This is a genomic window from Reyranella sp., assembly GCF_004297265.1.
In the GTDB taxonomy this organism is placed as follows: Bacteria; Pseudomonadota; Alphaproteobacteria; order Reyranellales; family Reyranellaceae; genus Reyranella.
The window spans coordinates 36,463-50,074 of the sequence record NZ_SCUT01000041.1 but is presented as its reverse complement, the minus strand read 5'-3'; the positions used below and the strand labels follow the sequence as shown (position 1 = coordinate 50,074).

Below are 13,612 nucleotides of genomic sequence, written 5' to 3'. Positions count from 1 at the left end.
CCAGGCCGACCGTGTACATGTGGTGCGCCCACACGACGAAGCCGACGACGCCGATCGCCACCATCGCATAGGCCATTCCGAGATAGCCGAAGATCGGCTTCTTCGCGAAGGTCGAGATGATGTGGCTGATGATGCCGAAGGCCGGCAGGATCATGATGTAGACTTCGGGATGACCGAAGAACCAGAACAGATTCAGGAACAGAGTCGGATCGCCGCCGCCCTCGGCCTTGAAGAACGAGGTGCCGAAGTTGCGATCGGTCAGCAACATCGTGATGGCGCCGGCAAGGACCGGCAGCGCCAGCAGCAGCAGGAACGCCGTGACCAGGATCGACCAGGCGAAAAGCGGCATGCGGTGCAGCGTCATGCCCGGCGCGCGCATGTTCAGGATGGTGGTGATGAAGTTGATCGCACCCAGGATCGAGGATGCACCCGCGATGTGCAGCGAGAAGATCGCGAGATCCATGCCCGCGCCCTGGTTGATCGTGAGCGGCGGATAGATCGTCCAGCCGGTGCCCACGCCGCCGCCGATCAAGGCGGACATCAGGAGCAGGATAAAGGCCGGCGGCAGCAGCCAGAAGCTGATGTTGTTCATGCGCGGGAACGCCATGTCGGGCGCCCCGATCATCAGCGGCACGAACCAGTTGCCGAAGCCGCCGATCAGGCCCGGCATGACCACGAAGAACACCATGATCAGGCCGTGCGCCGTCACGATCGTGTTCCAGAAATGGCCGTCGGGCGTGCCGTCGGCGCCGTTGAAATACTGGACGCCCGGCTGCATCAGCTCGAGGCGCATGTAGACCGAGAAGGCCGCCCCGATCAGCGCCGCCATGATCGAGAAGATAAGGTACATCGTGCCGATGTCCTTATGGTTCGTGCTGTAAAGCCACCGCCTGATGCCGGTCGGCGTGTGGTGGTCGTCGTGCCCGTGGGCGGAGTGGTCGTGGGCGGCGCCGTGCGCGGTGGCCATTCTTGATCTCCTGCGGAGAAGCGCTTAGCGGTTGGCGGGAGTGGCGGCGGAGGCGACATCGGTCGCGGGCGCGAGCCCGGCGGCCATCTTCTTGTCCGCAACCCATTTGTCGAAGTCGGCCCGCGAGACCACGCGGATACCGATCGGCATGAAGCTGTGGTTCTGGCCGCAGATCTGCGAGCACTGGCCGAAATAGAGGCCCTCTTCCTTGACGCTGATCCAGCCCTCGTTGAGGCGCCCGGGGATCACCGTCTTCTTGATGCCAAAGCCCGGGACCGTCCAGCCGTGCATGCTGCCGCCCTCGGCCGTGCCGATGATGCGCACCACGGTGTTGGCCGGGATCACCATCTCCTCGTCGACGGCGAGCAGGCGCGGCACCTGCGGCTTGGTCTTGGCGCGGTCGGCTTCGCTCAGCATGCGGCTCTCGACCGTGAAATCGCCCTGGTCGGGATAATTGTACGACCAGTACCACTGATGGCCGGTGACCTTGACCGTCAACGCCGCGTCGGTCGCCTTGTCGCTGTAATAGAGCAGGCGGAAGGACGGGATGGCGACCACCACCAGGATCAGGATCGGGATGATCGTCCAGGCGATCTCGAGCAGCGTGTTGTGCGTCACGGTCGTCGGGGTCGGGTTGCGACCGGCATGGAAACGCCACACCGCGTAAACCAGCAGCAGCAGCACGAAGACGCAGATGAGGGTGATGATCACCAGCAGCAGATCGTGCAGCGATTCCACCCGCTCCATGATCGGCGTGTAGGGCGGCGGGAAGTTCAGCTGCCAATCGTGCGGCACACCGATGACCTTCTGCGCCTGGGCCGGCGCAGCCAGGCCGAATCCGGCCATTGCCGCCAACAGTCCAACGACGCCCAATCCACGCTTAACGACCATGCATCCGTCCCCTCGGCGGTTCAGATCCGGCAGGCTTTTCCGACCCGCAAAATCCCCCGCATTTCAAACGGGTTAGTACCAGATATAGCCGTGGGTGGTAACGGGTTTTCGGCCTCCGTCGGTATGTGGCGGCCAGTCGCAGCCGCGCCCTGACGACACTGTACGCAGGTGCAGCATACCGCTCCGGAAGCGCCCCGAAGTTGCCGCTTGTCTTTCGGGGACCGGCCTATAAGGTCCCGCCCGCCGCGGCAGGACCGCGGAATCGCCTGAGGAAATCGTCATGCGGCTCGCCATTCTGACGCCCGTCCTTGCCGTCGTTCTCATGTTCGCAGGAGCAGCCTCCGCCATGGATAAGGAAAATACCCTCTACATCGACCTGAAGGACGGCCGCGTCGTCATCGAGATGCGCCCCGACCTCGCCCCCAAGCACGTCGCTCAGATCAAGAAGCTGGCGCGCGAGGGCAAGTATGACGGCGTGGTGTTCCACCGCGTGATCGACGGCTTCATGGCCCAGACCGGCGACCCGACGGGCACCGGCACGGGCGGCATGGGCGAGACGCTCAAGGCCGAATTCTCGAAGGAGCCGCACAGCCGCGGCGCGGTCTCGATGGCCCGCACCAACGACCCGAACAGCGCCCGCAGCCAGTTCTTCATCGTCTTCAAGGACTCGAACTTCCTCGACGGCCAGTACACCGTCTGGGGCAAGGTCACGTCCGGCATGGAGTTCGTGGACAAGATCAAGAAGGGCGCGCCGGGTTCGGGCGCCGTCTCCGCCCCGCCGGACAAGATGATCAAGGTCCAGGTCGCGGCCGACGCGAAGAGCTAGGCTCCTCGCGCCCCCGCTCATTCATCTACCTGGTGACGGTGTGGAAGGCCTTGGCAATGACCTGCCAGCGGCCTTCTACTTTTAGAAGGGTCAGATAGTCGGTGAAGTAGCGCGGCGGGATCTGGCACTCGACCTTGGCGAAGGCCGTCGCCGGGCCGGAAAAGTCGATCGAAACGATACGGTCGCGGCGCTCGCTGCCACTGTCCTTGGCCGACTTGCGGCTCTCGACCATATTGAACCAGTCGGCACGCGGCATGTCCGCGGCCTTGCCGTCGGGGCTGGCACTGTACAGGTGCGAGGCCGGATGGAAAGCCTCGCCCAGCTTCTTCGTGTCGCCCTCGTACAGGCCGTCGAAATAGACCTGAAGCACCTTCTCGATCGCCGCGACGTCGGAACTCATTCTTCCACTCCCTCGTTCAAATCGCGCCGTTGGGCGCCACCAGGATCTTGCCGTTGCGCCCGCCTTTGTCGGCATGCGCCAGCGCGTCCTTGATCTTCTCGATCGGATAGACCGTGTCCACCGGCGCGTACAGCGTCCCCGCCATGACCTGTCCGGCCAGCTCCGCGTAGATTTCACGGATCTTCGCCGCATTGCGCCTGGCGAGGCCGCGCCCCAGCATGAAACCGGTTAGTCTGACGCCACGGTAAATGAAGTTGCTGCGCCCCACCTTGGGGTCCTCGCCGCTCATCGAGCCATAGTGCACGACGGTGCCCTCGGTCGCTACGCACTCGACGAGGCGACCGGTCGCGGCGCCGCCGATCGCCTCGATCCCCAGCCGGATCGCGGCCTTGCCGGTCGCGCCCGCGACGCGGTCGGCGAGATCGTCGCCGTCGACCAGCACGACGTCGGCGCCCAGCGCCTTCAGTTCGTCCGCAAGCTCGGCGCGGCGCACGACATTGGCCGTGCGCAGGCCGCGCTGATGGGCCTGCACGATCAGCAGCCGGCCGACCGCCGAGTTGGCGACGTTCTGGATGACCCATTCGCCGGGCGCGAGATCGACGAAGTCCGACAGCATGAGCCGCGCCGTCGGCGGGTTGATGCGCACCATCGCGGCCTGGCGCAGGTCGATGCCGGCCGGCAGCGGGATGGCGTCGTCGCCCTTCACGCGCCGCTTCTGCGCCCAGTTCTCGCGCTGCAGGTTGATGACCGGGTCGCCCGCCTTCACGTGCTTCACGGCCGAACCGACCGCGGTGACCCGACCGACGCATTCGGCGCCAGGTGTCGCGGGTAGCGGCGGCTTCAGCCTGTAGCTGCCCTTGCAGAACCACATGTCCGCCGGATTGATCGGAAAGGCCAGCACATCGAACACGACCTCATCCGCTGCCGGTTCGCCGACGTCGGGTACGTCGGCGCAACGCGCCACGTCCCAGGGGGTCCCGTACCGATCGATCAGCACCTGCTTCATGCCGCGCCTCCGCCCGATGACCGCGGGCACTTTGTTGGCCCGTCGATTGCTTATATGGTTATTTGACAGGGGGTGAAATGCCGGATGGCGGTCAAGGCATTCGATGAGATGAACTCGGGCACGGACGGTTCGATCCGGGTGCCCTATCGAGGTGTCGCCGACTGGCTGGCGCGGACCTCGCCCGAACGGGTGGCGGCCACTCGTGCCGAAGTCGACCTTTTCTACCGTCGACACGGCATCACCTTCGGCGCCTACGGCGCGGCCGAAGGTTCCGAGACGACGATCCCCTTCGACATCATCCCGCGTGTCATCGCGTTCGACGAGTGGCAGTTCCTGCACAAGGGCCTGTCGCAGCGCGTGCGCGCCCTCAACGCCTTCTTGAGCGACGCCTATAGCCAGCGCGAAATCTGCCGCGCCGGCATCATCCCCGAAGAGCAGATCCTGATGAATGGCGAATTCGTTGCCATGGCGCAGGGACTGCAACTTCCCGGTGGCGTGCACGCCCACATCGCCGGCATCGACCTCGTCCGTGTCGGCGAGAAGGATTTCTACGTCCTCGAGGACAATGTGCGCACGCCGTCCGGCGTGTCCTACGTCCTCGAGAACCGCGAAGTCATGATGCGGCTGGCGCCGGAGCTTTTCGCGGCCATGAGCGTGCTTCCCGTGGCCGACTATTCCGAAGAGCTGCTGGCCACGCTGCGCTCCGTGTCCTTCAGCGACGATGCCGAACCCAACGTCGTACTGTTGACGCCCGGCCATTACAACAGCGCCTATTTCGAGCACGCCTTCCTGGCCGACGAGATGGGCATCGAGCTGGTGAAGGGTTCCGATCTCTTCGTCGACGAAAGCCGCGTCTTCATGCGCACGCCGCGCGGGCCGCAGAGGGTCGACGTGATCTACCGCAGGGTCGACGACGCCTTCCTCGATCCGCTGGCAATGCGGCCCGACTCCTTCCTCGGCGTCGCGGGCCTGCTGGGCGCCCTGCGCGCCGGCCGCGTGAACATCGTCAACGCGCTGGGCAATGGCGTGGCCGACGACAAGTCGACTTACACCTATGTTCCGGAGATGGTGCGCTTCTATCTCGGCGAGGAGCCGATCCTGCAGAACGTGCCGACCTGGCGCTGCGACCGACCCGACGACTACAAATACGTGCTCGAGCATCTCTCCGAGATCGTGGTGAAGGAAGTGCACGGATCGGGCGGCAAGGGCATGCTGGTCGGCCCGACCTCGAGCAAGGCCGAGATCGAGGAATTCGCGTTGCTGCTGAAGGCGCGGCCGGACAACTACATCGCCCAGCCGACCCTCTCCTTGTCGACCTGCCCGACCTTCGTGAACCAGGGCGTGGCGCCGCGGCACGTCGACCTGCGTCCGTTCGTGCTCTCGGGTAAGAAGATCACCATCGTGCCGGGTGGCCTCACGCGCGTCGCCCTCAAGGAAGGTTCGCTGGTCGTCAATTCGAGCCAGGGGGGCGGCACCAAGGACACCTGGGTGCTGGCACCGGACCAGGCGGATGGCAGATAGGCCCCTCCCATGTTGAGCAGCACCGCGAAGAATCTCTACTGGATGGGCCGCTACCTGCAGCGCGCCAAGTCGACGGCCCGGCTGATCGAGGCGACCCAGCGCATGGCCCTGCAGTCGCGCGGCGAGGAAGCCGCCGGCGTCGCGGCGATCTTCGGCATGGAGGACGAGTTCCGCCAGAGCCAGGCCCAGGGCGATCGTCTCGCCAGCCTGATCGACTTCCTGGTGCTCGACGAGAACAACCCCTCCTCCATCGTCAATTCGATCGGTGCGGCGCGGCGCAACGCCCGCGAGGAGCGCAACAACATCACCGTCGATGTCTGGGAGAGCCTGAACGCGCTCTGGCTCGAACTCAGCGCCCGCCTGCGCGGCAACCGCGCCACACTCGATCGCGGGGCGCTGATCGAGTCGGTGAAGAAGCAGGCGGTGATGATCTTCGGGGCGGCGCAGGTGACCCTGCTGCGCGACGAAGCCAACAACTTCCTGCAGCTCGGCGCCTTCCTCGAGCGCGCGGACAATACCGGCCGCATCCTCGACGTGAAGTTCCACCTGCTGCGGCCCGACGGCAATCCCAGCGCCGAGGGGCTCGACTACTTCGCCTGGTCCGAGCTGCTGGCCTGCATCGGCGCGGTGCGGACATACCGGCGCATCTACCGCAGCTCGCTCAATCCCATGAAGGTGGCGGAGCTGATGATGCTGCGGCGCGACGTGCCGCGTTCCGTCCATCACTGCCTCTGGATGGTCGACCTCAACATGCGCGAGCTGGCTGACACTTACGGCACGCATGGCGAGGCGGACCGGCTGGCCGGCGAGCTGCACGCGCGGCTGCGCTACGCGCGGATCGACAGGATATTCGACGTCGGCCTGGCGAAATTCCTGGGCGGTCTGCGTGGCGACATCGGCACGCTGTCGGACGAAATCGGCCGACAGTTCCTCCTGGATTGAGCAGAATGATGCGCTTTTCCGTCCACCACGCCACGCGCTTCCAGTTCGACCAGCCTTCCGGACATTCGATCCACGACGTGCGTCTCACGCCCAAGCCCGCGGCGGCGCAGCGCATCGTATCGTGGCGCATCGACGGGCCCGGCAAGAAGTCGGAATGGAAGGACGGGCACGGCAACCAGGTGACGACCTTCTCGGTCGCCCAACAGCACGACAACGTCGAGATCGTGGTGCAGGGCATCTATGAATACAGCGGTACCGACCAGTGGCTGCGCTATGTCGAGGAGCCGACCCTGCCGGCGCCCTTCTGGCTGCGCAACTCGGGCCTTGCGCGTCACGATGCGACCTTCGATCCGGTGATCGAGGGCTTCGCCGAGCGCGCCGCGGAGCCCGCGCAGCGGGTCACCGTCCTGCATGAGCTGATGGAGCGGATCTCGGCGCGCGTGGCCTACAAGACCGGGGTCTCGACCGTGGACACGACGGCCGCCGAGGCGCTGACGCGCGGCGCCGGCGTGGCGCAGGACGAGACCCACATCTTCATCGCCTGCTGCCGCCGCCTCGGCGTGCCCGCCCGCTATGTCAGCGGCTATCTCCGCAACGACGATCCCGAGCTGCATGTCGGCCGGACCAGCCATTCCTGGGCCGAAGCCTGGGTACCGGGGCTCGAATGGGTGGGCTTCGACCCCGCCAACGGCATCAGCCCCCGCGGCGACAGTCTGCGTGTCGCGGTGGGCCTCGACTATCGCGATGCCGCGCCGGTCAGCGGACGCCGGGTCGGCTTCGGCGATGCGAAGATGACGGTGGACTGTTCCGTCCGGCTGATCGACTAGGTGGGGTTTTCCCGGACGGTCCTGCGCCGCCAGAGCGTGGCGAGCAGCACGAAGACGTGCCGAGATTGAATGATCGCACCAATGGCAATGAGGACGACTGAAACGGTCAGCAGCGTGTGCTCGTAGCCGGTCGTGTTCACGATGCGGTCCGGCAGGCTGATCATCGCGACCGCGATTTCGGCGAACAGGCCGAGGACCAGCTGCGCTACCCCGTATTCATGGCACATCTCGTCGATATGCACCTGCCGCTGCTCGTCGGGCACGCCGGACACGCCGAACCGCTTGCGGATCACCCCCCGCTCCTCCAGCGCCACGCCCCAGCCGATCATGATCAGGGCGATCGTGGAGGCTATCGTGACAGGCTCGTGGGTGTCGGCATGCCGGTTCACGCTCCGCACGATGTCGATGATCGACAGCACTGTCGGGAACAGGATCATCACGTTGACCGCCGCGATGAAGACCGGGGAGATGACGAACCGCAGCGGAACCAACAGGAACTTCATCCAGGCCTCACTACCCTCTTGCCCTAGCGACGGTACGGCCCGCCCGACGATAAATACGGGTCGTCGCCTTGCGGAAAGCCGGCGTCGCGACTAGCTTCGCGCCGCTCATAAAAATGCCTGAAGGAGGCATATTCGTCATGGCTTTCATCGCCGATCGTCTCAGCCGCATCAAGCCGTCTCCGACCAATGCCGCGCAGGGCAAGTTCCTCGAGATGAAAGCGGCGGGCAAAGACGTGATCGGCCTGGCCGCCGGCGAGCCCGATATGCCGACACCGGACCACATCAAGGAAGCGGCAATCCAGGCGATCCGCAACAACGATACCAAGTACACGGCGGTGCCGGGCACGCCGGCGCTGCGCCAGGCGATCGTCGCCAAGATGAAGCGCGACCATGGCCTCGACTACAAGCCGTCGCAGACCGTGGTCACCTCGGGCGGCAAGCAGATCATCTTCAATGCCATGCTGGCGACGCTGAATCCCGGCGACGAGGTGATCGTGCCGGCGCCGTACTGGGTCTCGTACCCTGAGATGGTGCTGTTCGGCGATGGCACGCCCGTCATCGTGCAGTGCCGGGAGGAGAACGGCTTCAAGCTGACGCCGGAGGATCTCGACCGCGCCATCACGCCGAAGACCAAGTGGATCATCCTGAACTCGCCCAGCAATCCGACGGGTGCGGCCTACTCGAAGGCCGACCTCCGCGCCTTGTGCGATGTCCTGCTGAAGCATCCGCACGTGTACATCCTGACCGACGACATGTACGAGAAGCTCGTCTACGACGACTTCGAGTTCTTCACGCCGGCCCAGGTCGAGCCAAAACTGTACGACCGCACGCTGACCATGAACGGCGTATCGAAGGCCTACAGCATGACGGGCTGGCGCATCGGCTACGCGGCCGGGCCGCAGGAACTGATCAACGCCATGATCACCGTGCAGTCGCAGAGCACCTCGAACGCCAGTTCGATCAGTCAGGCCGCGGCCGTGGCCGCGCTCAACGGTCCGACCGACTTCATCCCGAAGAACGTTGCGATCTTCAAGCAGCGCCGCGACCTGATCGTGTCGATGCTGAACCAGACCAAGGGCCTGAAGTGCCCGCGTCCCGAGGGCGCCTTCTACGTCTATCCGTCGTGCGCCGGCACCATCGGCAAGAAGACGCCCGACGGCAAGGTCATCAAGGACGACACCGACTTCGTGAACTACCTGCTCGAGGCCGAGGGCCTCTCGGTGGTTCAGGGCTCGGCGTTCGGCCAGGGCCCGGCCTTCCGCATCTCCTACGCCACGGCGACGGAGCTTCTCGAAGAAGCCGGCCGCCGAATCCAGCGCGCCTGCGCCGCGCTGTCGTAAGCACTGCTGACCTAATTTCATCCCCGCCCGGCGTTTGACTCAGCCAGGCGGGGATGAAACGCTTTTCATGACAAGTGGGCTTCGCTCCGGCTGATCGTTCGGAAGCGTAACGTCTATTCTGCGACGTCCGTCCGGAGCTTCTGCGCTTTCTGCGAAGAAGGAGGACGTTGTCATGGCCGAATTCAGGACGGAGACGATCACCGGCGGCAGACCAGGCAGCGGCGCGCATCGCGTCGTCGCGCTGTGCGGGCCGTATCTGTCGGGCAAGACCAGCCTGCTCGAAAGCATCCTGTACGCGACCGGCGCCATCGGCCGTCGCGGCTCGACGCGCGCAGGCACCTCGATCGGCGACGGCGCCGCCGAAGCGCGCAAGCGCGGCATGGGCACCGAGATCAACGTCGCCTCGGTCGACTATCTCGGCGACCAATGGACCTTCCTCGACGTGCCGGGCTCGATCGAATTCCAGCACGACGCCTTCGCAGCCCTTGCGGTGTGCGATGCCGCCGTCCTCGTCTGCGAGCCCTCGCCCGAGCGCGTGATGACGCTCACGCCGCTCCTGAAATTCATCGAGGACCGGCACATCCCGCACGTCATCTTCGTCAACAAGATCGATTCCGCCGAGGTCCGCGTGCGCGACCTGCTTTCGGCGCTGCAGTCGGTGTCGCGACGCAGGCTGGTGCTGCGGCAGGTGCCGATCCGCCGCGCCGCCGCCGACGGCAGCGAGGAGACGGTGGGTTATGTCGATCTCGTGAGCGAAAGGGCCTATCGCTACCGCAGCAGCGGCGCCTCCGACCTGATCGAGATGCCCGCAGAGGTGCTGCCACGCGAGGCCGAGGCGCGGCGCGACATGCTGGAGACGCTCTCGGAGTTCGACGATGCGCTTCTGGAACAGCTCATCGAGGATATCGCGCCGGAAAAGTCGCTGATCTACCGCGACCTGCATGACGAGTTCTGCACCGACCAGATCTCGCCGGTCCTGCTCGGCGCCGGCGACCGCGAGAACGGCGTGCGGCGCCTCCTGAAGGCGCTGCGCCACGATACGCCCTTCGTCGAGCAGACCGCACAGCGGCGCGCCTTGCCTTCGCACGACGCTCCGACGGCCGAGTGTTTCAAGGTCCTGCATCAGAGCCACGCCGGAAAGCTTTCGCTCTGCCGCATCTGGTCCGGGACGATGGCCGAGGGACAGTCGGTCGGCGGACAGAGGATCGGCTCGATCCTGCGCCCGTTCGGGCAGAGGGTCGACAAGATCGCCGGCGCGCGCGCTGGCGAGATCGTGGCCCTGGCCAAGGTCGAAGCGCTGTCGTCGGGCCAGATCCTCAGTCCCGCGGGAATCGCCGCCTCGGCGGATTTCCCGGCGGCCGACGCCCCCGTGTTCGGCCTGGCCCTCTCGGCCCGCAACCGCAACGATGAAGTGAAGCTCTCGGGGGCCCTCCAGAAGATCGTCGAGGAAGATCCGTCGCTCTCCTTCGAGCAGCGCGGCGAGACCCATGAGCTGCTTCTCAGGGGCCAGGGGGAGATGCACCTGAAGGTTGCCGTCGACAAGCTCGCCGGGCGCTACAACGTCGCCGTCGAGACGACGACGCCGCGCGTCGCGTATCGCGAGACCATCCAGGCCGGCATGCAGCAGCATGCACGTTACAAGCGTCAGACCGGCGGTCACGGCCAGTTCGCCGACATCAAGGTCGAGATCAAGCCGCTGCCCCGCGGGTCGGGCTTCCGCTTCGTCGACCGGATCGTGGGCGGCGTGGTGCCCCGCAACTTCATTCCAGCCGTCGAGGAAGGTCTGCGCGAGTACCTGAAGGAAGGGCCGCTTGGACAGCCCGTGGTCGATCTCGAAGCAACGCTGTTCGACGGCCAATACCATGCCGTCGACAGTTCCGAGATGTCGTTCAAGATGGCCGCGCGCATCGCCATGAGCGAGGCCATGCCCAAGTGCAGACCGGTCCTGCTCGAACCCATTCTCCGCGTCACCGTCACAGGACCTGCCGAATCGACGCCGCGGCTGCAGCGGCTGATCTCGGGCCGACGTGGGCAGCTTCTCGGCTACGATGCCCGGCCCGACTGGCCGGGATGGGACGAGGTCTCGGCCCTGATGCCGGAGGCGGAGATCGCCGACATGATCGTGGAGATCCGGTCCGTCACACAGGGCATCGGCACCTTCCGCGTGGAGTTCGACCACCTGCAGGAACTGGCCGGCCGCACGGCCGAGCGCATCGTGGAGGAGACGAAGAAACGTCAGGCCGCCTAGTCACAAGGCGGTGAGATCGGGCCGACGGACCTTCCGGGCCGAGGTCCCGCTTCTCATATTCGCCCCGTGGAATGGTTCCACGGGAGTGATGTTCATGATCAACAGACGGTCTGTGATGGTGGGCGGCCTGGCGATGGCCACCGCATCGTCACTGGCCCGCGTCGCGAATGCCCAGGCTGGGCGCCCGACGCTGGTGTTCGTCGGCCACGAACTTTGAGGCGGCTGCAAGATCTGGCGTGCCCAGTCAGAGCCTGATTTCCTCAAGTCGGCCGCTTTCAAGAAGATGGACTATCAGGTCGTCCATCCGGCCAATGCAGACCTTGTGATGGTCGAAGGAAGCTGGCCCGTGCCGGCGAGACCCATCCGTGCCGCTTTCCTGCTCAGCGAGGAAGGCCAGAAACGCCCCAATGCCACGCCGCGCTTCATCCTCTTCCAGGATGGCAGGATCGTCCTCACCGTCACCGGCAACGGCGACTGGAAGGACAAGATGTGGCCGATGATCCAAGACGTGACGGCTACCAAGGCCTAGTTTCCGGCCGGGCCAGGTTGCTCCATAGTACCCTCGTGGGATTCGTCACGAGGGGGACGCAACTTGATGTTGAAGAGACGTAGTGTGATCGCGGCCGGCCTGTCGCTGGCCGCCGCGCCGGTGTTGGCGCGCACCGCCGCCGCCCAAGGCGCGACAAAGGGCACCAAGCCCATCCTGATCTTCGCCGGCGACGAGACATCCGAGGCCTGCAAGGTCTGGCGCACGCAATGGGAGCCGCTCTTCAAGCAGGCCCCGGTGTTCCAGAAGGTAGACTATCGCGTGGTGTTCCCGAAGACGCCGGCGCTCCTGTTGAAGCCTGCGAGCTGGCCCTCGGACCTGCGCTGGGTGCTCGACGCCTTCCTGATGAGCCAGGTCGGTGTCGAACAGGGCGCCGAGACGCCGCGCTTCTTCCTCGTGCAGAACGGCCAGATCACCTTCACCGCCGTCGGCAACAACGCCTGGCGCGACGTCATGTGGCCGACCCTGCTCGACGTGACCAATTCGCAGCCGTAAAGCCGCGTCACGGGGCAGTGAGCAGGGTTGATTTGCGACTGCCCGATGCCGGGCCCATCTAGAGGCACGGCGTAAACAGGAGCGAGGAACGATGCTGATCAAGCGCGCGAAAGGCTGGGAGCTTCCGGAGTCGAAAACGACGCCGGAGAGCCACTACCTCAACCGGCGCGCCATGGTGCGCGCGATGGGCTTCGGCGCGGCCTCGATCGCCCTGCCGGCCCAGCTCATGGCACAGGACAAGTCGGCCGATCCGTCGGCCGGGCTCTATCCGGGCAGGCGCAACGACCGGTACGGCGTGCCGACGCCGATGACCGCCGAGAAGCTGGCCACGACCTACAACAACTTCTACGAGTTCGGCACCGACAAGAGCATCTGGCGCGACGCCCAGAAGCTCGAGGTTCGGCCCTGGACCATCAAGGTCGGCGGCATGGTCGAGAAGCCGTTCGAGATCGGCATCGACGACCTCCTGGCCAAGGTGCAGCTCGAGGAGCGGGTCTATCGCCATCGCTGTGTCGAGACCTGGTCGATGATCGTGCCGTGGAGCGGCTTTCCGGTGCGCTCGCTGGTCGAGCTCTGCAAGCCGCTGGGCAGCGCCAAGTTCATCGTGATGAAGACCTTGTCCAAGCCGTCGGTCATGCGCGAGCAGCGCGACCTCCTCTACCCCTGGCCCTACACTGAGGGGTTGGCGATGGACGAGGCGATGAACGATCTCGCCTTCATCGCCACCGGCCTCTACGGCAAGCCGATGCCCAAGCAGAATGGCGCGCCGCTGCGTCTCGTGGCGCCCTGGAAGTACGGCTTCAAGAACGTGAAATCGATCGTCAGCGTCGAGTTCACCGACAAGAAGCCCAAGACGTTCTGGGAAGGGCTGCAATCCAGCGAATACGGCTTCTGGGCCAATGTGAACCCCGAGGTCGCCCATCCGCGCTGGAGCCAGGCCACGGAAAAGCCGCTGGGCAGCGACCAGCGCATCCCGACGCTGCTCTACAACGGCTATGCCGAGTTCGTGGCCGGGCTCTACACCGACCGCAAGGCGGAAAAACTGTTCATGTAGCCTGCCCTCCTTTGCCTCGCCGCGCCGGGCCGCTAAAACGGAGCC

The 13,612-nt window shown here is 65.4% G+C and carries 16 protein-coding genes; 11 read left to right on the top strand and 5 right to left on the bottom strand.

Features of this window, described 5'->3' with window-relative positions; all coding sequences use genetic code 11:
* On the bottom strand, nucleotides 1–967 hold a 967-nt coding region (locus tag EPO41_RS18215; protein ID WP_296327834.1), incomplete at its 3' end, for a cbb3-type cytochrome c oxidase subunit I.
* Between the two features lie 24 nt (nucleotides 968–991).
* Complete coding sequence (gene coxB / locus EPO41_RS18210; RefSeq protein ID WP_296327831.1) at nucleotides 992–1,858, bottom strand: cytochrome c oxidase subunit II; 867 nt, start codon at nucleotides 1,856–1,858, stop codon at nucleotides 992–994.
* Between the two features lie 280 nt (nucleotides 1,859–2,138).
* On the opposite strand from coxB, the gene EPO41_RS18205 reads away from it, so the two are divergent.
* Nucleotides 2,139–2,684 carry a peptidylprolyl isomerase gene (locus EPO41_RS18205; RefSeq protein ID WP_296327828.1) on the top strand — a complete coding sequence of 182 codons (546 nt, stop codon included), beginning with the start codon at nucleotides 2,139–2,141 and terminating at the stop codon, nucleotides 2,682–2,684.
* A 25-nt stretch (nucleotides 2,685–2,709) separates the two neighbouring features.
* On the opposite strand, the gene EPO41_RS18200 is transcribed toward EPO41_RS18205, so the two are convergent.
* Nucleotides 2,710–3,084, bottom strand: a complete 375-nt coding sequence (locus tag EPO41_RS18200) for a nuclear transport factor 2 family protein (RefSeq protein ID WP_296327826.1) — start codon at nucleotides 3,082–3,084, stop codon at nucleotides 2,710–2,712.
* 16 nt (nucleotides 3,085–3,100) lie between these two features.
* Nucleotides 3,101–4,090 carry a zinc-dependent alcohol dehydrogenase family protein gene (locus EPO41_RS18195; protein ID WP_296327822.1) on the bottom strand — a complete coding sequence of 330 codons (990 nt, stop codon included), beginning with the start codon at nucleotides 4,088–4,090 and terminating at the stop codon, nucleotides 3,101–3,103.
* A gap of 151 nt (nucleotides 4,091–4,241) precedes the next feature.
* On the opposite strand from EPO41_RS18195, the gene EPO41_RS29770 reads away from it, so the two are divergent.
* The 4 genes from EPO41_RS29770 to EPO41_RS18180 are packed head-to-tail and all read left to right on the top strand — an operon-like array spanning nucleotide 4,242 to nucleotide 7,380.
* Complete coding sequence (locus EPO41_RS29770) at nucleotides 4,242–4,472, top strand: hypothetical protein (protein WP_363247088.1); 231 nt, start codon at nucleotides 4,242–4,244, stop codon at nucleotides 4,470–4,472.
* Nucleotides 4,373–5,611, top strand: a complete 1,239-nt coding sequence (locus EPO41_RS18190) for a circularly permuted type 2 ATP-grasp protein (RefSeq protein WP_363247092.1) — start codon at nucleotides 4,373–4,375, stop codon at nucleotides 5,609–5,611. Before EPO41_RS29770 ends, EPO41_RS18190 begins: the two co-directional genes overlap by 100 nt.
* 9 nt (nucleotides 5,612–5,620) lie before the next feature.
* The gene (locus EPO41_RS18185) at nucleotides 5,621–6,553 is read left to right on the top strand and encodes an alpha-E domain-containing protein (protein WP_296327817.1); all 933 of its coding nucleotides are present in this window, start codon (nucleotides 5,621–5,623) and stop codon (nucleotides 6,551–6,553) included.
* 5 nt (nucleotides 6,554–6,558) lie between these two features.
* Nucleotides 6,559–7,380 carry a transglutaminase family protein gene (locus EPO41_RS18180; RefSeq protein WP_296327815.1) on the top strand — a complete coding sequence of 274 codons (822 nt, stop codon included), beginning with the start codon at nucleotides 6,559–6,561 and terminating at the stop codon, nucleotides 7,378–7,380.
* Here the strand turns inward: EPO41_RS18180 and EPO41_RS18175 are convergent.
* Complete coding sequence (locus EPO41_RS18175) at nucleotides 7,377–7,883, bottom strand: hypothetical protein (protein WP_296327812.1); 507 nt, start codon at nucleotides 7,881–7,883, stop codon at nucleotides 7,377–7,379. The genes EPO41_RS18180 and EPO41_RS18175 overlap by 4 nt on opposite strands.
* Nucleotides 7,884–8,020: 137 nt before the next feature.
* Between EPO41_RS18175 and EPO41_RS18170 the strand changes: the two genes are divergently transcribed.
* The 6 genes from EPO41_RS18170 to msrP all read left to right on the top strand — a co-directional run bounded on the left by EPO41_RS18170 (nucleotide 8,021) and on the right by msrP (nucleotide 13,567).
* The gene (locus EPO41_RS18170) at nucleotides 8,021–9,223 is read left to right on the top strand and encodes a pyridoxal phosphate-dependent aminotransferase (RefSeq protein ID WP_296327809.1); all 1,203 of its coding nucleotides are present in this window, start codon (nucleotides 8,021–8,023) and stop codon (nucleotides 9,221–9,223) included.
* A gap of 172 nt (nucleotides 9,224–9,395) precedes the next feature.
* Complete coding sequence (locus EPO41_RS18165; RefSeq protein ID WP_296327806.1) at nucleotides 9,396–11,471, top strand: elongation factor G; 2,076 nt, start codon at nucleotides 9,396–9,398, stop codon at nucleotides 11,469–11,471.
* Between the two features lie 94 nt (nucleotides 11,472–11,565).
* A complete protein-coding gene (locus EPO41_RS18160; RefSeq protein WP_296327803.1) occupies nucleotides 11,566–11,688 on the top strand; it encodes a hypothetical protein in 123 nt (40 codons plus the stop codon).
* Nucleotides 11,689–11,754: 66 nt separating this feature from the next.
* Entirely contained in the window at nucleotides 11,755–12,000 is a 246-nt protein-coding gene (locus EPO41_RS18155) for a hypothetical protein (RefSeq protein ID WP_296327800.1), read from the top strand.
* 66 nt (nucleotides 12,001–12,066) lie between these two features.
* Nucleotides 12,067–12,513, top strand: a complete 447-nt coding sequence (locus EPO41_RS18150; RefSeq protein ID WP_296327797.1) for a hypothetical protein — start codon at nucleotides 12,067–12,069, stop codon at nucleotides 12,511–12,513.
* A gap of 91 nt (nucleotides 12,514–12,604) precedes the next feature.
* Nucleotides 12,605–13,567: a protein-methionine-sulfoxide reductase catalytic subunit MsrP gene (gene msrP, locus EPO41_RS18145; RefSeq protein WP_296327794.1), complete on the top strand. Its 963-nt coding sequence runs from the start codon at nucleotides 12,605–12,607 to the stop codon at nucleotides 13,565–13,567.
* Nucleotides 13,568–13,612 lie beyond the last annotated feature (45 nt).